An 18186-nucleotide genomic window follows, 5' to 3' on the forward strand; every position below is an offset into this window, starting at 1 on the left:
TTGGGGTGGTTGACGCGGGCTACCGAGCGCTCGATAGCATCGGCTGTTATGACCTCTGCGCCGCAGCAGCCCGACGCTGCTCCAGACATCCACACCACCGCGGGCAAACTCGCCGACCTGCGCGAGCGCCTCGACGAAACGTTGCATCCCGTCGGCGAGGCAGCGATCGAGAAGATTCACGCCAAGGGCAGACTCACGGCTCGCGAGCGCATCACCCACCTCCTCGACGAGGGGTCGTTCGTCGAACTCGACGCACTCGCGCGTCATCGCAGCACCAATTTCGGCCTCGCAGAGCGTCGACCTGTGGGCGACGGTGTCGTGACCGGCTACGGCACGGTCGACGGCCGCGAGGTCTGTGTGTTCAGCCAGGACGTGACCGTCTTCGGCGGCAGCCTCGGCGAGGTCTACGGCGAGAAGATCGTCAAGGTCATGGACCTCGCGATCAAGACCGGCCGCCCACTCGTCGGCATCAACGAGGGCGCGGGCGCTCGAATCCAGGAGGGCGTGGTCTCCCTCGGTCTCTACGCCGACATCTTCTACCGCAATGTGCGCGCTTCCGGCGTGATCCCCCAGATCTCGCTGATCATGGGCCCTGCCGCGGGTGGCCATGTCTACTCCCCGGCCCTCACCGACTTCGTCGTGATGGTCGACCAGCAGAGCCAGATGTTCATCACCGGTCCCGACGTCATCAAGACGGTCACCGGCGAGGACGTGACGATGGAGGCGCTCGGCGGCGCCAACACCCACATGACCAAGTCGGGTGTCGCCCACTATGTGGGGTCCGACGAGGAGGACGCACTCGATTACGTCCGCGACCTGCTCGCATACCTGCCGAGCAATAACCGTGCCGATCCGCCGCGGCTGCCCGTCGACGAGCCCGCCGCCGGTTCGATCGAGGACACTCTCACCGACGAGGACCTCGAGCTCGACACGCTCATCCCCGACTCACCGAACCAGCCCTACGACATGCACGAGGTCATCCGGCGCATCCTCGACGACGACGAGTTCCTCGAGGTACAGGCCGATTACGCGACCAACATCCTCGTCGGATTCGGCCGGGTCGACGGACGCAGCGTCGGCATCGTCGCCAACCAGCCGACCCAGTTCGCAGGCTGCCTCGACATCAACGCATCGGAGAAGGCAGCGCGTTTCGTGCGCACCTGCGACGCGTTCAACGTCCCGATCGTGACCCTCGTCGACGTCCCGGGATTCCTGCCCGGCACCGACCAGGAATACAACGGCATCATCCGCCGCGGCGCCAAGCTGCTCTACGCCTACGGCGAGGCGACCGTCGGCAAGATCACCGTCATCACCCGCAAGGCCTATGGCGGCGCGTATGACGTCATGGGTTCCAAGCACATGGGCGCCGACGTCAACCTCGCGTGGCCGACCGCCCAGATCGCCGTGATGGGCGCATCCGGAGCTGTCGGATTCGTCTATCGCGCGCGACTCAAGGAGGCAGCGGCCAACGGCGAGGACGTCGACGCACTGCGCCTCCAACTGCAGGAAGAGTACGAGGACACGCTGGTCAACCCCTACGTCGCCGCCGAGCGCGGCTACGTCGACGCGGTCATCCCGCCGAGCCACACGCGCGGCCAGATCGCGACCGCACTCAAGCTCCTCGAGCGCAAGGTCGTCAACGTACCGCCCAAGAAGCATGGGAACATTCCGCTGTGAGCTCACCTGACGACAACACGCCCGCCGACGCGGACGCCGGACAGCAGTCGGCCCGCCCCGTGTTGCGTGTCGTGAAGGGCAATCCGACCGACGAGGACGTCGCGGTTCTGGTGGCATTGCTCGCCACCGGTGGCGGTGGCGCTCCGGAACCGGAAAGCGCGGAGCCGCGCAACGACTGGGGCCGCCCGATCGACCGCCTCCGTCCCGTGTGGGGTTCGGCGTCGTCGTTCCTGCGTTTCTGACGGGCAGGTCGACGTGTCCAGCGGGGAGTCCGACGTGACAGGGGCCGATCGACGCTACGAGGTGATCCTCGGTTCTGCGTCGCCGGCACGCCTTGCCGTGCTGCGTCATGCGGGTCTCGACCCGAGGGTCGTCGTAGCCGACGTCGACGAGGACCACCTCCTCGAAACCATGGCGGCCGAGACTCCGGGCGACGCCGTGACGCGCCTCGCGCAGGCGAAGGCCGACTCGGTGATCGCAACCCTGTTGGCCGAACGTGTCGACCACGCCGCGTCCACCGACGTGCAGACCCTCCCCGACCTCGTCGTGCTCACCTGCGATTCGATGCTCCTGTATCGAGGCACGCTGACGGGTAAACCGCACTCGGCGCAGGTGGCGATCGAGCAGTGGAAGCGAGTGCGCGGCGACGAAGCCCAGCTCCTGACGGGCCACTGCGTGGCGCACATCCGCGGACTCGACGTGGTTGGCCGTTCGGCGGAGTCCGCGTCGACGGTGGTCAGGTTCGCCTCCGTCGACGACGACGAGATCGAGGCGTATGTGTCGACGGGCGAACCGCTCGAGGTCGCCGGTGCGTTCACACTCGACGGTCGTGGTGGGTGGTTCATCGCGGGCATCGAGGGCGATCCGTCGTCGGTGATCGGCATCGGACTCCCGACCGTTCGACACCTCTTGCGTCGCTTGGACATCCCCGTCACGTCCCTGTGGTCCCCCACCTCGTCTGCGTAAGACCCGCGGCAAAGGTAATACCCGACACGACCACCCCGACGTGTCTAGGTGGTCACAGAACAACCGGTGAACCGCGCCCGCCCAACCGTGCGGGCGCATCGTTGTCGACTAGGCTGAATTTCGCCGTCCTGCGCCGCCCGCGCCGTGGCCCGATCCGAGCTGGAGAATCTCACCGTGACTGTGGAAACCGATCCGAACCCGGCATTCGCCGGTTACGCGCACCCAGAGCGTCTGGTCACCACGCAGTGGCTATCCGCGCATCTGGGGGCCAAGGGTCTCAAGATCATCGAGTCCGACGAAGACGTCCTGCTCTACGACATCGGTCACATCCCGACCGCACAGAAGGTCGACTGGCACCTGCACCTGAACGATCACGTGGTCCGCGACTACATCGACGGCGAGCAGTTCGCAGAGTTGATGCGCAGCAAGGGAATCGAGCGCGACGACACCATCGTCATCTACGGCGACAAGAGCAACTGGTGGGCCGCGTACGCACTGTGGGTCTTCACGTTGTTCGGGCACGAGGACGTTCGCCTGCTCGACGGCGGCCGCGACGCATGGATGTCGGAGGATCGCGACACCTCCTTCGACGTACCCGAGTACCCGCGCTCCGACTACCCCGTCGTCGAGCGCGACGACTCGTTGATCCGCGCCTTCGAGTCGGATGTGCGCGCCTCACTCGGTACCGAGCCGCTGGTCGACGTGCGTTCGCCGCAGGAGTACACCGGTGAGCGCACCCACATGCCCGACTACCCCGAAGAGGGCGCGCTGCGCGGTGGCCACATCCCTACGGCGATCTCGATCCCGTGGGCAAAGGCGGCACGCGCCGACAGTCGCTTCCGCTCACGCGCCGAACTCGACGAGATCTATGGCGACCTCGACCCCGAAACCCCGACCATCGCCTATTGCCGCATCGGCGAACGGTCGAGCCACACCTGGTTCGTGCTGACCCATCTGCTCGGGTTCACACACGTGCGCAACTACGACGGGTCGTGGACCGAGTGGGGCAACGCCGTGCGTGTCCCCATCGCGGTCGGCGAAGAACCCGGCGACGCACCCGCGTAGGACATCCCGATGGGCACACTCCCCGCATCCCTCGCCGAGATCGTCGACGACTTTGCCGCGCTTGGCGATTCGGACAAGGTGACACTCCTCCTCGAGTTCGCGGGCGAACTCCCCGCGCTCCCCGACGACCTCGCGACCGAGGCGATGGAACCGGTACCGGAGTGCCAATCTCCGGTGTTCCTGTCGGTCGACGCGGCCGACGCCGACGCCGTGAGGCTCTATTTCAGCGCCCCACCCGAGGCCCCGACGACGCGCGGTTTCGCGTCGATCCTCGCCCAGGGCCTCGACGGCGAATCCGCCGACGCGATCCTCGCAGTGCCTGGCGACTTCTACCACGACCTCGGACTCGACGCCGCGGTCAGTCCGCTGCGCCTTCGCGGTATGGCCGGGATGCTCGGCCGGGTGAAGAATCAGGTGCGCAGTCAGACCGGTCGTCAGTGAAGTTCATCCAGATCCTCGAGGAGCCGATCGAACCGGGTGGCCTCGTCGAGTGGGTTCCGTCGGTTCCCGGGGGCCTCGGGGGCTGGCTCGACGACACACGGCTGACCTCCCACAACCACGAGCAGCATCTGCGCGACGCATTCGACTACCGCGTGCGCACCCGTAAGGAGGGCGGTCGCGAGTCGTGGCTCGGCCTGTCGATCAACTTCGACGAGCCGCTGTCGATTCCCGCGATCCGTGCAGCGTTGTCGCAGTGGATCGATCGCCACGAGGTGCTGCGCAGCCACGTCATCATCAAGGCCGACGGTCTGCACCGGTTGAGCACGCCGGAGGGAACCGTTCAGCTGAAGATGGGCCGAATCGGGTGGTACACCGAGTCCGGTCCGCTCCTCGAACAGATCGCGGGCGCCTTCGACCGCGCGACCGCACCGATGCAGTGGCCCGCCTACATGTTCGCGACGGTCGGCCACGAATCGTCGTTCACGCTGCTGTTCGCCGCCGACCACTCGTTGGTCGACGGCTACTCGCTGATCATGGCCCAACACGAACTGATCACCCTCTACCGAGCCGCGCGCGACCGCACCGACGCGGCGCTGCCAGAGGTCGGCAGCTACGTCGACTTCAGCGCTCAGGAGCGACGACTCGCCGACCAGGCCGGAGCCGATCACCCCAGCGTGTCCACCTGGACGTCGTTTCTGAAGGCGGGCGCGGGCGACATGCCGCCGTTCCAGGTCCCGGGAGCGAACACCGCCGTCGCCGAGCCGCCCGATCCCGCCGTCGATGTCCCGCAGGAGTCGCTGTCGGGTGTCATCGTCGACGACGAGGCCGCCAACCGGTTCACCGCGGTGTGTTCCGAGGCGGGCGGCACTCTCACCGCAGGGATACTCGCCGCGTTCGCGATCGTCCATCACCGCCGCACCGACGATCGAGAGTTCCGCTGCGTCCTGCCGCGGCACACACGAAACGAGCAGCGATGGCTCACCGCACTCGGGTGGTTCGTCGCCGTCGCCCCGTTCTGCCTCGACATGTCGGATTCGCCCACCTTCGACCAAGCGGTGGCCCGCGCAACCGACGAACTCAAACGAGCACGTCAGGGCGCATCACTACCCTTCCTGCGCGTCGCCGACCTCATCGGGTACCGAGGTGAGCCGCAGTTCGTCATCTCGTTCATCGACACTCGCTACGCTCCGGGGGCCGCCGAGGCGGACAGCGGTCGCGCCACGGTAATCAGAAGCCACAGTTACGCCCGCAACGAGGTCTTCATCTGGATCAACCGCACTCCGTCGGGCATGCGCTTCTCGGCACGATTCCCACAGGAGAGCCCTGCCGGCGACGTCGTCGGCCCCACCCTGGTTGCCGACCCCGAAGCACGCGCCGGAACGCCACCCGGTGAGATCATCCCCAACGAGGGACCGGTGCACGCCTACCTGCACGATTTCGCCGCATTCGTCCGGTCCGTCGGTGACGCAAGCACATTCAGTCCCACAGTGTGACCCCGAGCGCAACCGAACGATTGCTCGGTGGGCTAGGGTAAACCGCGGAACCCACCCGATAGACTCGAGTGGTTGACGTCGCCCAGGTGACGCCCTCCAGGTGAGAGCACAGTCCACGTGACAACACCGCACAGGCGTGACACCGGTACGACGAAGCCGCACGAACAACACACGAGTGGCGAGACGAGGGGGACGTCGCATACCGGCGGCAGTACCCCGTGAAGACAGCTCAGCACAGAGCCAGGCCCAGGAGATCAAGCAAGTGCCCAGTGAACAAGCGCCCAACTCCACGATCAGCTCCAGCTCGACGATCAACAAGGTCCTGATCGCCAATCGAGGAGAGATCGCGGTCCGCGTCATCCGCGCCGCGCGCGACGCCGGAATCCCCAGCGTCGCGGTCTACGCGGAACCTGACGCCAACGCCAAGTTCGTGAAGCTCGCCGACGAGGCCTTCGCCCTCGGCGGACAGACCTCCGCAGAGTCGTACCTGGTCTTCGACAAGATCCTCGACGCCGCAGCGAAGTCGGGCGCCAACGCCATCCATCCCGGCTACGGATTCCTGTCCGAGAACGCCGACTTCGCCCAGGCAGTTCTCGACGCAGGCCTCATCTGGATCGGACCGTCGCCGCAGTCGATCCGCGACCTCGGCGACAAGGTCACCGCACGCCACATCGCGCTGAAGGCCGACGCCCCGATGGCTCCGGGCACCAAGGACCCGGTCAAGAACGCCGACGAGGTCGTCGAGTTCGCCAAGGAGTACGGCGTGCCGGTCGCGATCAAGGCGGCGTTCGGCGGTGGCGGCCGCGGCATGAAGGTGGCCTACACCATCGAGGAGATCCCCGAGCTGTTCGAGTCGGCCACCCGTGAGGCCATCTCCGCATTCGGCCGCGGAGAGTGCTTCGTCGAGCGCTACCTCGACAAGGCGCGCCACGTCGAGGCGCAGGTCATCGCCGATCAGCACGGCAACGTGATCGTCGCCGGTACCCGCGACTGCTCGCTGCAGCGTCGCTTCCAGAAGCTCGTCGAGGAAGCACCCGCACCGTTCCTCACCGACGAACAGCGCAATCGCATCCACTCGTCGGCGAAGGCCATCTGCCGCGAGGCGGGTTACTACGGTGCGGGCACCGTCGAGTTCCTCGTCGGCAACGACGGCCTGGTCTCCTTCCTCGAGGTCAACACCCGCCTGCAGGTCGAGCACCCGGTCACCGAGGAGACGTCGGGTATCGACCTCGTCCGCCAGCAGTTCCGCATCGCCAACGGCGAGAAGCTCGAGTTCTCCGAGGATCCCGCACCGCGCGGACACTCCATCGAGTTCCGGATCAACGGCGAGGATCCAGGGCGCAACTTCCTTCCCGCTCCCGGACCGATCACCGTTTACAAGGAGCCGTCGGGCCCGGGTGTGCGCGTCGACTCCGGCGTCGAGCAGGGCGACGTCATCGGCGGACAGTTCGATTCGATGCTCGCCAAGCTCATCGTCACCGGCGAGAACCGCGAGCAGGCACTCGAGCGCGCCCGCCGCGCCCTCGACGAGTTCGAGGTCGAGGGACTCGCAACGGTCCTCCCCTTCGACCGTCACATCGTCACCAACCCCGCGTTCGTCGGCCACACCGATGAGAACGGCGTCGAGACGTTCGACGTCTACACCAAGTGGATCGAGACAGACTGGGACAACCCGATCGAGCCCTACACCGGTGGCGCAGCCATCGAGGAGGACGATTCGGCGCCGCGTCAGAACGTGGTCGTCGAGGTCGGTGGCCGTCGCGTCGAGGTCTCGCTGCCCGGCGATCTCGCGCTCGGCGGAGGGGCGTCGAGCAATGGCGTAGTCCGCAAGAAGCCCAAGCCGCGCACACGCACCAAGGGTGCCGGTGCAGCCGCTTCGGGCGACTCGGTTGCCGCGCCCATGCAGGGCACCGTCGTCAAGATCGCCGTCGAGGAAGGCCAGGAGGTCTCCGCAGGCGACCTCGTCGTGGTGCTCGAGGCGATGAAGATGGAGAACCCGGTGACCGCGCACAAGGACGGTGTCGTGACCGGCCTCGCCATCGAGGCGGGCGCAGCCGTTACCCAGGGCACCGTGCTGCTCGAGATCAAGTAGCCGCCCACACCTACCCGATCGGGCCCGACCATGCGGTCGGGCCCGACTCATTTTCCGAGGAATTCCGATGGAACCGATCGAGATCAACGCGGGCGCCTGGTACCTACGCGGAGTCCGCGACGATGAGCGGATCTCCGACGCGGCAGCTTTACGCGACCTGGGCGTCGACGATCCCGAAGCCTATGTCCGGCAAGTGGATTCGGAGTGGTCCGACGAGTCGTCGTTCACCTGGGCGGTCTGCGAGCCGACGACGGGCGAGCTCGTGGCGACCGTGTCGGTGATTCTCGACGATGATCGCGCGAGGCTCGTCGGAGGTGCCCGTGACGGCTACGACGACGCGCTCGCTTCCGCGTATCCGGTCGTGGCCCGCTTCGCCACGGGAGCACTCGGCGTGACGGTGCCCGACCAGCAGACGTGACGAGCATCAACTCCTCGTCGGTGCGCGCGCGAGTAAGTTGAGTTGTAGGGGGAGTAACGACCTACAGGAGATGGTTCACGATGGCAGAGTTCTCCACAGTTGCAGTGCTCGGTGCGGGCGTCCTCGGTTCCCAGATCGCATTCCAGACGGCGTACAAGGGATTCGACGTCACGTCCTACGACATCAATCAGCAGGCGCTCGACGCCGCGTCGAAGCGGTACGACGAACTCGTCGAGACCTACAAGCGTGAGGTTCCCGGCGCCGCCGACGGCGCAGCGGAGGAAGCGCGCAAGCGCATTACCCTTACCGACGACCTCGCGAAAGCTGCTGAGGCCCAACTGATCATCGAAGCGGTGCCCGAGGTCCTCGAGCTCAAGCAGGACACCTACCGCAAGCTCAACGAACTGGCGCCGAAGGACACGATCTTCGCGACCAACTCGTCGTCGCTGCTACCGAGCGATCTCGAGTCGTCGACGGGTCGGCCCGACAAGTTCCTCGCGCTGCACTTCGCCAATCGGGTCTGGCAGTTCAACACCGCCGAGATCATGGGCACCAAGGACACCGACCCGGCGGTCTACGCCAAGGTGGTGAAGTTCGCCGACGAGATCGGCATGGTGCCCATTCAGATCCACAAGGAGAAGGCCGGGTACGTTCTCAATTCGCTGCTGATCCCGTTCCTTAACGCGGCACTCGAACTCGCCGCGGGCGGCTACGCCGATCCCAAGGACGTCGACAACACCTGGCGCATCGCCACCGGATCGCCGCTGGGACCGTTCCAGATCTACGACGTCGTCGGACTGATGACGCCGTACAACATCTTGATGAATGGCGATCAGGGCAACCGACACCTCGGCGCGTGGCTCAAACAGAACTACATCGACAAGGGCAAGCTCGGGATGGCCAGCGGCGAGGGGTTCTACACCTATCCCAAGCAGGAGCAACCCGCCTGAGATCGATGACGGCCCGGCGCTACGGCTCGTCGATGTCACGTCCCGACGCCAGGTCCGCACAATCGACGGTTTCGACGATGTCGGCGTGCGCGCGCAGATATGCCGCGGCGCCGACATCGCCGTTCAGCGAATCCATGACGGCCAACAGGTGGTCGGCTCCGAGATAGACCGGATGTCCCGGGACACCTCGATACGTCGCGCGCACCACGGCATCGCGTCGACGCCCCGACTGCCCGACGACGCGCGCAACCACCTCGCCACTCACATCCGGCATGTCAACAACATGTAAAACCACTCCGGCGGCATTGTTCTTCTCAGTCGCCCACGTGAGTGCTGCGCGCACACTTGCCGACAGCCCATCGGCCCAGTTGCCGACGCGGATCGTCGCGGCACCGTCGGGGGCCTCCACGACCGCTGCGCCCATCGTCACGGCCACGTCGTCGCACCCGCCAACGGTCAGCGCCGATACCGCGTTCGCCAGCCACTCCCCTTGCGCCGCAAGTATTTTCGACTTGCCGTAACGACGCCCCGCGCCCGCGGCGAGCACAACACCGACCACCGGATCGCCGTCGAAAGACTCGGGACGGTCTGCCTCGTCGGGGCGTGCGATGTTCACGGGAGCCGATCGTAGTCGCGTGTCGGAGATCTCCGTTTTAACGTCGCGGAAACGTGCGCTTTCCGATGCGCGAGAAGTCGCGCGCGGGTCCACTATCTATCTGCTGACGCGCATCCCTTCGCCGTCGGCGCCACATTCGTGTGCGCGGAACACCACCATCCGTTGGAGGCGATCATGACAACCGAGGCGACGCCCGCGTCCCCGCCGGCGAAGAAGCGCAAGCGCGTGCACCCCGTCGATCAGGTGCCGCCACCCGGCAAACTCGTCGCGCTCGGTGCACAGCATGTCGTCGCGTTCTATGCGGGCGCGGTGCTCGTGCCGCTGCTGATCGCCCGCGCGATCAAACTCGACTCCGACGCACTGACGATGCTCATCACGGCCGACCTCTTCACCTGCGGAATCGCATCGCTGCTGCAGTCAGTCGGTATCTGGAAGATCGGCGTGCGTCTGCCGCTACTTCAGGGCATCACGTTCGCCACCCTCGCCCCGGTCATCCAGATCGCCAATCAACACGGCGGCGGCCGTGTCGGACTGCAGACCGTCTACGGCGCGGTCATCGCTGCCGGTGTGTTCACGTTCCTCATCGCACCGTTCTTCGCGAAACTGATCCGCTTCCTACCACCGGTGGTGACCGGCACCCTGATCACGATCATCGGCGTGTGCCTGATCCCGGTCGGTGCGGGCGACGCCGTGACCAACCCGGCGGAGCATCTGCACGACAACGCCAACTGGAAGTGGGTCTGCTACACGCTCGGCACCATCCTGCTGATCGTGCTGATGCAGCGCTTCTTCCGCGGTTTCATGGCGACGATCGCTGTGCTCCTCGGTTTGGTCGTCGGCACCTTCGTCGCCTGGCTGTGCGGCGACGCCACGTTCAGTTCGGTCGGCGAGGCGGCATGGCTCGGCTTCACACCGCCGTTCGCCTTCGGCGCACCGAGGTGGGATCTCGTGGCCATCGTGTCGATGATCGTCGTCCTGCTGGTGGTCGCAGTGGAATCGACCGGATCAATCTTCGCCACGGGCGAGATCGTCGGCAAGCGCATCAAGAAGGAGGACGTCGCGGCGGGCGTGCGCGCCGACGGCGTCGCCACCATCTTCGGCGGCATCTTCAACTCGTTCCCGTACACGGCATTCTCCGAGAATGTCGGTCTGGTGCGCCTGACCGGAGTCAAGAGCCGCTGGGTTGTCGCATGTGCAGGCGTCATCATGATCATCCTGGGCTGCCTACCCAAGCTCGCGAAGATCGTCGAGTCGATTCCCGCCCCGGTGCTCGGTGGCGCCGCGCTCATCATGTTCGCGACGGTCGCCATCGTGGGTATTCAGACGCTCACCTCGGTCGACTTCACCGATCACCGCAACCTCATCATCGCGGCAACCTCGTTGGCAGTTGCGCTCTACGTGCAGTTCTCGCAGTCGTCGAGCCCGACCACCGTGATCGAGAAGGGCGGCGCTCACGTCGATGTACCGGCCCTCCCCGGCGTCGACCAATCGATGCCCAACATGATCCTGCAGATACCCTTCTCGACGGGTATCACCATGGGCGCGATCACCGCAATCCTGTTGAACCTCTTGTTCTTCCACATCGGACGACGCGGCCCGGCGGTCGCAGGCCGCGGTGCGATCACGCTCGACGCGGTCAACAAGATGAGCTTCGTCGAGTTCAACGAGACGTTCGGCGGCCTCGTGCAGAACGTCGACTGGGTGGTCGAACGTGCCTACGAGCAGCGTCCGTTCGAGGACGTGCACGATCTGCGCAGCGCCTTCCAAGAAGCCATGTTGACCGGTAGCGACGAGGAACAACTTCAGCTCATTCAGGCCTTCCCCGACCTCGGAGCCGAAGACGAGACCGGAGAGTTGACCGCGGTCGATCACAAGGGGTTGTCACACCTGGAGGAGACCGAGCACGAGAACGTCGTCGACCTCGCGAAGGCCTACAAGGAACACTTCGGGTTCCCGCTCGTCATCGACGCACAGGAGGCCGAGCGCTACGACCGCGTGCTGCGCAACGGCTGGGCACGCATGGACAACTCCGAGACCTCGGAGAAGTCGTTCGCCCTCATCGAGATCGCGAAGATCGCCAACCATCGCTTCGACGATCTGGTGGCCGACGCGAACCCGCTGACGTCGGCTCGGTTCAGCCGTCAACCGGAACTCTCGTAGGCTGACCGCGTGCGACGAGTCGATTGGCGAGGCCTCCCGAGCTTCAACGAGCTGTCCGAACTGCGTGCGATCAGCACGCTGTACGAATGCTGTAGCTCGTCGATCTGGGCGTTACGCGTTGCCAAGGCACGGCCCTTCGTCGACGACGAAGCGCTCCTGGAGTACGCCGATCTGATTCTCGCCGAACTGACCGAGTCCGACCTCGACGAGGCGCTGTCCGGGCATCCCCGCATCGGAGACCGCCCCGACAACGCCTCGTCGAGCAGAGAGCAGTCCGGGGTCACCGGCGCCGACCCCGAGGTACTCGCAGAGCTCAAACAGCTCAACAAGGAGTACGACGAGAAGTTCGGACACGTCTACCTCGTGTTCGCCAACGGACGCCCCGCAGAAGAACTGCTCGCGATCCTCAAGGAGCGCATCCGCAACGACGCGCCGACCGAACGACGTGTCATGCGCATGGAGCTCGCGAAGATCAATCGCAGTCGGCTGCAACGGATGTTGACTCCCGCCATCGAGTTCGTCGACGACTAGGCTGACCCCTATGACCGGTCTGTCCACCCACGTACTCGACGCCACCAGTGGTGCGCCCGCCGTCGGAATGTCGATCACACTGCGAGATGTCGACGGCGAGCGCCTCGCGTCGGGAACCACCGACAGCGACGGCCGCATCTCACAGGTCAACGTCGACCCGCTCGCCCCGGGCACCTACCACCTCGTGTTCGCGACGGCGGATTGGTTCGGCGCCAATGGAATTGTCGGCTTCTACCCGCAGATCGACATCTGCTTCACCGTCGACGACCCGAACCGGCACTATCACGTACCGGTGCTGCTCAGCCCGTACTCGTATTCGACGTACCGCGGGAGCTGACGGTCACGCGTCCTGGGTGACCGGAGTGTAGGGCGAGATGTCGTATGCGGTCTGAACCAGCTCGGCACGCTTGCCGTCGTTGAGCGTCCGGTCCCACTGCGCCGAGACCTGCGACTTGATGTCGTCAACGGTGTGGGCGGGCAGCACGTGTCGGTAGTCGGTGTCGGCACCGGTGAGCACGTCGAGGGTGACCTCGATGACTTCCTCGGGATCGAACTGCTCATGGGGGAACGAGAGCTTCTCGTAATCGAAGAGCCGGGTTGACGGATCGTCTTCCCACGACTTCCACGCCTCGAACATCGTGTCGTTGAAGCCGGTCAGGAATGGGCCGGGGTTGATCGTCGCCACCGTGATCCCGTACTCGCTGAGCTCTTGATCGAGCGCGTCGGCAAACGCTTCGACCGCGTGCTTCGACCCGGCGTACGCACCGGTGAACGGGTCGACGGTGAGGCCGGCCACCGACGACATGAACACGATCTTGCCGCCGCCCTTGGCGACCATGGCCTTCGCGATCGGCTGGGTCAGCAGAATCGGCCCGAAGACGTTGACCTCGAACTGCCTCCGGATATTCGCGGCGGGAATATCCACCGACGACCCACCCTCGGAGATTCCCGCGTTGTTCAGCAGTACGTCGACGTCCCACTGGGCCGCTTTGTCGCGATCTCCTTCGTCGGTGACGTCGAGCTTCTCCACGCGGAGGTCGACGCCGCGTTCCTTCGCCTCGGCGCGCAGGACATTGACCTGCGCGATGATCTCGACGCCTGCGATGACGTCGTGGCCCTGCTCCGCGAGGCGCAGTGCGACCTCCTTGCCGAAGCCGCTGCCTGCACCGGTGATGAGATACGTGGTGTTCGTTTGTTCAGTCACCTATCTGGTTCGGAACCGTTGGGTTCGCGGATTCATGGCGATGGTCGTCTACTAGGTCACAACGGTGAGGCTGACGACGAAAAGGCTGCGCTATGCTGCAACGGCAGCTGGTTCGCCCGCCGGGAATTGTGATGGAGCCCCTCCGTCCCGCGCGCGGCGTCGAATCCGGCCACCGTAATCGGCGGTCGGGTGAGAGGGAATCCGGTGAGAATCCGGAACTGTCCCGCAGCGGTATGTCGGAACGACCGCCGTCACCAAGCACTGGGCACGAGCCCGGGAAGCGACGGCCACTAGGAATCTCACCTCGTGTGAGCCCGCCGACGAGTCCGAAGACCTGCCTCCTGCACCGGTCGCGCCGCGACCGGTGGCTCGCCGCCTCGTGGACCGGGCGCAGGTCGATCAGCGTGTCGTGGTGTCTTCTGCACACCACCCGGGGCTTGTCGACTCTCCCTGCATGGCGGTGAACCGTCCACGTCGAATGCAGGAGTTCACGAACTCATGTCCATCAATTCAGCAGACACCACCGTCTCCACGACGGCGTCCGATCAGGTTGGCAGGCCGTTCACCGCCACCGTGCCCGGCACTCCGCGGATCGGCCCGCGCCGCGAACTCAAGCGGGCCATCGAAGGCTACTGGGCGGGCCGCGTCAGCGCCGCCGAGCTCGAGCAGATCGCAGCCGGACTGCGCCGCGACACCCTAGAACGGTTGGCCGCAGCCGGTTTCGACTCGATCCCGGTCAACACCTTCTCGTACTACGACCAGGTACTCGACACCGCGGTCCTCCTCGGTGCACTCCCCCGCCGGTTCGACGGCATCGCCGATCCACTCGACCGATACTTCGCCGCGGCACGTGGCACCGCGGACATCGCTCCCCTGGAGATGACCAAGTGGTTCGACACCAACTACCACTATCTGGTCCCCGAAATCGGCGGCGACACCACGTTCGGACTGCACCCCGACAAGGTTCTCGGCGAGATCGCCGAAGCCCGGGCGCGCGGCGTCGACGCCCGACCCGTCATCATCGGGCCGATCACCTTCCTGGCACTCGCCAAGGCCGTCGACGGCGCGCCCGCGCCACTGACGAGGATTGACAACCTGCTCGGGGTGTACGAGCAGCTATTCGCACAGCTCGCGCAGGCCGGAGTCTCGTGGGTCCAGATCGACGAGCCGGTTCTCGTCACCGACTATGCCGAAGACCTTCCCGCACTGGCCAATTCGGTGTACGCGAGGCTCGGTGCCGTCACCGAGCGTCCTGCGCTCTTCGTCAACACCTACTTCGGTGACCCCGGTGCGTCTCTCGCCGCCCTGGCGCGAACACCGGTCGAAGCCATCGGCGTCGACCTCGTCGAGGGCTCGGTCGACTCGGTCGTCGTGGTCCCAGAACTCGCCGACAAGCTGCTGGTCGCAGGCGTCGTCGACGGTCGCAACATCTGGCGCACCGACCTCGACAAGGCGCTCGCCACCCTCGGCACCTTGTTGGGATCGGCACGCGCGCTTGCTGTTTCGACGTCATGCTCGACGCTGCATGTGCCCTACACGCTCGACGCCGAGGACGAACTCGACGACAACCTGCGAGGCTGGCTGGCATTCGCCGCGCAGAAGTATGACGAGGTCGGGGTGCTCGCCCGCGCACTGCGCAACGGTCGGGAGTCGGAGCGGGAGGCCTTCGAGGCGTCCGCCGCGGCGCTGGCCACCCGCACAAGCGATCCGCGGGTGCATGTCCCGGCGGTGCGTGCTCGCCTGGCGGCCGTCACCGACACCGACATCACGCGGATGCCTGCTGCAGAGCGCATCGCGGCACAGAATTCACAGCTCGGACTTCCTCCGCTGCCGACCACCACGATCGGCTCCTACCCGCAGACCTCGGCGATCCGACTTGCTCGTGCCGCGCTGCGTTCGGGCGAGATAGACGAGTCAGAGTACGAGCGACGGATGCGCGCCGAGATCGCCGATGTGGTTGCGCTGCAGGAGAAACTCGGACTCGACGTACTGGTGCACGGCGAGCCCGAGCGCAACGACATGGTCCAGTACTTCGCCGAACAACTCGACGGCTTCTTCGCCACGGCCAACGGGTGGGTCCAGTCGTACGGAACCCGGTGCGTGCGGCCGCCGATCCTCTACGGCGACGTCGTCCGCGCGCAGCCGATGACCGTCGAATGGATCACCTACGCGCAGTCGCTGACCAACAAGCCGGTCAAGGGAATGCTGACCGGTCCGGTCACGATCCTCGCCTGGTCGTTCGTCCGTGACGACCAGCCGCTCTCGGAGTCGGCCGATCAGATCGCGTTGGCTATCCGCGACGAGACCGTCGACCTCGAGAAGGCCGGAATCACCATCATCCAGGTCGACGAGCCTGCACTGCGTGAGCTCCTTCCGTTGCGAGATGCGGACAAGCAGCGCTACCTCGACTGGGCGGTGCGCGCGTTCCGCTTGTCCACCTCGGGTGTCGCCGACTCGTCGCAGATCCACACCCACCTCTGCTACTCGGAGTTCGGTGAGGTCATCGGCGCGATCGCCGATCTCGACGCCGACGTCACGTCGATCGAGGCGGCCCGCTCTGCGATGGAGATCCTCGACGACCTCAACGCCGTCGGATTCTCGAACGGCGTCGGCCCCGGCGTCTACGACATCCACTCGCCACGGGTACCGGGCACGGCGGAGATCGAGCGGTCACTGCGCGCCGCGTTGAAGGCAGTTGGCCCGCAACGACTCTGGGTCAACCCCGACTGCGGGCTGAAGACCCGCACACCCGGCGAGGTGATCGCGTCGCTGACCAACCTGGTCACCGCCGCGACGACTGTGCGGGCTGACGTCGAGGACTGATACGAACCGGGAATCGACGGGATGAGTCCATCTCGTCGATTCCCTGTCGATCGTCTCGTATCGTTTCAGTCATGATCATCGACGCGCTGGTCGCAGAGATCATCGACCTCGCGAACACCCGCTCCCGCGTGGTCGTCGGATTCACCGGCCCCCCAGGAGCGGGTAAGACGACGGTCGCGCGTCGGGCGACACTCGAACTCGCCGACCGCCTCGGCGACGCTCACATCGGGTATCTCCCCATGGATGGCTTCCATCTCGCGACGCCGATGCTGCACCTACTCCGCCGAACCGAACGGCGCGGGGCCCAGGACACCTTCGACGTCGACGGATTCGTCGCGACGCTCCGCAGGGCCGCCACGCCGGACACCGAGGTCTACGCACCCGACTTCGACCACAACCTCGGCGAACCGATCGCAGCAGCCGCCCTGATCCCCGCAACGGCGAGAATCGTTGTGGTCGAGGGCAACTACCTCGGATTCGACGGCGCGTGGGCCCCTGTCCGTCGACTTGTCGACCGCATGTGGTTCGTCGACCTACCCGACGCCATCAGACATGAACGCCTCCTGGCCCGGCACGTGGCCACCGGGCGGACCGTCGACGATGCTCTCGAGTGGATCAGGCGCGTCGACGACCCGAACGCCGCTCAGATCAGGGCGACTCGGGCACACTCCTACGCCGAGCTCGACGCCACCACGATCGACTGACCGCCGGGGCTCGAGTTGCACCGCCGCGATGGGCGCTGCCGCCGATCCGCATGACGGAAGGCCCCGCGATCCGGGCCAAGCGTCATACGGATCTCCCGCCCGGCGCAACCACCTTCACAGGAGCGTCGTTTCGACGTCAGCTGCACCTGCCGTGGCCGAGGATGGCCGACAGCTCGGCAGCCCCCTGCGCATCGAGGGGCAGTAGCGGAGGCCGAGGCACCCCCGCGTCGACGCCCAGGAACCGAAGTCCCGCCTTGACCGTGGTCGGCAATCCCCCTGCCACGATGAACCGCAGGAGCGGAGCGAGATCGTCGTAGATCTTCGCCGCCAGTTCATGATTCCCGTCAGCCACTGCTTCGTAGAGATCGAGGCACTCCTGGGCTCGCAGATGTGGGGCGGCAGTGCACCAGCCGGCGGCTCCCGATTCGAGGGCGTCGAGAACCAAGGGGTTGCTGCCGTTGTAGAAGGGCAGTTCACTCCCCGTGAGTTCCTTGATCCGAAGCATCCGGGAGAGATCTCCGGTCGATTCCTTGACCATCGTGACATTGTCGATGTCGGTGAACATCGACACGAGCAGTTCCGGGGACATATCGACGCCACTCGTCGCGGGATTGTTGTAGGCCATGATCGGAAGATCGATCGCGGCACTGATACTCGAATAGTGGCGGACTATTTCCCGATCGCTGAGCTTCCAGTACGAAATGGGCAGGACCATGACTGCGTCGGCGCCCGCCTCCTGCGCGTACTCTGCTCGTCGAATCGCGGTGGCGGTGGTCAGTTCTGAGGCCCCGACGATCACCGGAACTCGTTGTGCGACTGAACGGGTCACCGTGTCGACGACCGTGTCGTACTCCGCCTCCGAGAGATAGGCCGCCTCACCGGTGCTGCCGAGTGGCGCGATAGCGTGAACCCCCGCGGCAACGAGCGACTCCACCAGCGATGCAAGTGTCGCGGTGTCGACGTCGCCTTCGGCGGTGAACGGGGTGACGGGATAGGCGATGATCCCGTGAATTCTTGGACTGTCAGACATGTGTGATCGAGCTCCT

General features: G+C 65.7%; 17 protein-coding genes and 1 riboswitch. Of the genes, 14 read left to right on the forward strand and 3 right to left on the reverse strand.

What is annotated here, in order from left to right:
* Nucleotides 1-48: 48 nt before the first annotated feature.
* The 9 genes from ACRVY7_RS00190 to ACRVY7_RS00230 all read left to right on the forward strand — a co-directional run bounded on the left by ACRVY7_RS00190 (nt 49) and on the right by ACRVY7_RS00230 (nt 9102).
* A complete protein-coding gene (locus ACRVY7_RS00190) occupies nt 49-1677 on the forward strand; it encodes an acyl-CoA carboxylase subunit beta (RefSeq protein WP_431815547.1) in 1629 nt (542 codons plus the stop codon).
* Nucleotides 1674-1919 carry an acyl-CoA carboxylase subunit epsilon gene (locus tag ACRVY7_RS00195; protein WP_431815548.1) on the forward strand — a complete coding sequence of 82 codons (246 nt, stop codon included), beginning with the start codon at nt 1674-1676 and terminating at the stop codon, nt 1917-1919. Before ACRVY7_RS00190 ends, ACRVY7_RS00195 begins: the two co-directional genes overlap by 4 nt.
* Before the next feature lie 13 nt (nt 1920-1932).
* Nucleotides 1933-2643 (forward strand): Maf family protein, encoded by a 711-nt coding sequence (locus tag ACRVY7_RS00200; RefSeq protein WP_431815549.1) that lies wholly within the window; start codon nt 1933-1935, stop codon nt 2641-2643.
* 174 nt (nt 2644-2817) lie between these two features.
* Entirely contained in the window at nt 2818-3708 is an 891-nt protein-coding gene (locus ACRVY7_RS00205) for a sulfurtransferase (RefSeq protein ID WP_049699787.1), read from the forward strand.
* A 9-nt stretch (nt 3709-3717) separates the two neighbouring features.
* Entirely contained in the window at nt 3718-4149 is a 432-nt protein-coding gene (locus tag ACRVY7_RS00210) for a SufE family protein (protein WP_431815550.1), read from the forward strand.
* Nucleotides 4146-5642, forward strand: coding sequence for a condensation domain-containing protein (locus tag ACRVY7_RS00215; RefSeq protein ID WP_431815551.1), 1497 nt, complete (start codon nt 4146-4148; stop codon nt 5640-5642). Before ACRVY7_RS00210 ends, ACRVY7_RS00215 begins: the two co-directional genes overlap by 4 nt.
* A gap of 262 nt (nt 5643-5904) precedes the next feature.
* Nucleotides 5905-7734: an acetyl/propionyl/methylcrotonyl-CoA carboxylase subunit alpha gene (locus ACRVY7_RS00220; protein WP_431815552.1), complete on the forward strand. Its 1830-nt coding sequence runs from the start codon at nt 5905-5907 to the stop codon at nt 7732-7734.
* Between the two features lie 67 nt (nt 7735-7801).
* The gene (locus ACRVY7_RS00225; protein ID WP_431815553.1) at nt 7802-8152 is read left to right on the forward strand and encodes a GNAT family N-acetyltransferase; all 351 of its coding nucleotides are present in this window, start codon (nt 7802-7804) and stop codon (nt 8150-8152) included.
* Nucleotides 8153-8232: 80 nt separating this feature from the next.
* Complete coding sequence (locus ACRVY7_RS00230; RefSeq protein ID WP_431815554.1) at nt 8233-9102, forward strand: 3-hydroxyacyl-CoA dehydrogenase; 870 nt, start codon at nt 8233-8235, stop codon at nt 9100-9102.
* Between the two features lie 19 nt (nt 9103-9121).
* Here ACRVY7_RS00230 and ACRVY7_RS00235 read toward each other — a convergent pair whose 3' ends face one another.
* Nucleotides 9122-9718, reverse strand: a complete 597-nt coding sequence (locus tag ACRVY7_RS00235) for a nucleotidyltransferase family protein (protein WP_431815555.1) — start codon at nt 9716-9718, stop codon at nt 9122-9124.
* 174 nt (nt 9719-9892) lie between these two features.
* Here ACRVY7_RS00235 and ACRVY7_RS00240 point away from each other — a divergent pair, with 174 nt between their 5' ends.
* Genes ACRVY7_RS00240 through uraH form a run of 3 tightly spaced genes read left to right on the forward strand, consistent with a single transcriptional unit; the run spans nt 9893 to nt 12746 of the window.
* Nucleotides 9893-11878 (forward strand): solute carrier family 23 protein, encoded by a 1986-nt coding sequence (locus ACRVY7_RS00240; protein ID WP_049699790.1) that lies wholly within the window; start codon nt 9893-9895, stop codon nt 11876-11878.
* 9 nt (nt 11879-11887) lie between these two features.
* Nucleotides 11888-12409: a 2-oxo-4-hydroxy-4-carboxy-5-ureidoimidazoline decarboxylase gene (gene uraD / locus ACRVY7_RS00245; protein ID WP_049699532.1), complete on the forward strand. Its 522-nt coding sequence runs from the start codon at nt 11888-11890 to the stop codon at nt 12407-12409.
* Between the two features lie 10 nt (nt 12410-12419).
* A complete protein-coding gene (gene uraH, locus ACRVY7_RS00250) occupies nt 12420-12746 on the forward strand; it encodes a hydroxyisourate hydrolase (protein WP_049699533.1) in 327 nt (108 codons plus the stop codon).
* 3 nt (nt 12747-12749) lie between these two features.
* Here the strand turns inward: uraH and ACRVY7_RS00255 are convergent, their stop codons facing one another.
* Complete coding sequence (locus ACRVY7_RS00255) at nt 12750-13613, reverse strand: SDR family oxidoreductase (RefSeq protein ID WP_431815556.1); 864 nt, start codon at nt 13611-13613, stop codon at nt 12750-12752.
* A 165-nt stretch (nt 13614-13778) separates the two neighbouring features.
* Nucleotides 13779-13969: riboswitch (cobalamin riboswitch) on the forward strand.
* 142 nt (nt 13970-14111) lie between these two features.
* Here ACRVY7_RS00255 and metE point away from each other — a divergent pair.
* Together metE and ACRVY7_RS00265 are read left to right on the forward strand one after the other, a co-directional pair.
* Nucleotides 14112-16436 carry a 5-methyltetrahydropteroyltriglutamate--homocysteine S-methyltransferase gene (metE, locus tag ACRVY7_RS00260; protein WP_431815557.1) on the forward strand — a complete coding sequence of 775 codons (2325 nt, stop codon included), beginning with the start codon at nt 14112-14114 and terminating at the stop codon, nt 16434-16436.
* A gap of 71 nt (nt 16437-16507) precedes the next feature.
* Nucleotides 16508-17140, forward strand: coding sequence for a nucleoside/nucleotide kinase family protein (locus ACRVY7_RS00265; RefSeq protein WP_431815558.1), 633 nt, complete (start codon nt 16508-16510; stop codon nt 17138-17140).
* Between the two features lie 136 nt (nt 17141-17276).
* Here the strand turns inward: ACRVY7_RS00265 and ACRVY7_RS00270 are convergent, their stop codons facing one another.
* Nucleotides 17277-18170: a dihydrodipicolinate synthase family protein gene (locus tag ACRVY7_RS00270; protein WP_431815559.1), complete on the reverse strand. Its 894-nt coding sequence runs from the start codon at nt 18168-18170 to the stop codon at nt 17277-17279.
* Nucleotides 18171-18186 lie beyond the last annotated feature (16 nt).

Source organism: Gordonia jacobaea (assembly GCF_965344965.1).
GTDB lineage: Bacteria > Actinomycetota > Actinomycetes > Mycobacteriales > Mycobacteriaceae > Gordonia > Gordonia jacobaea.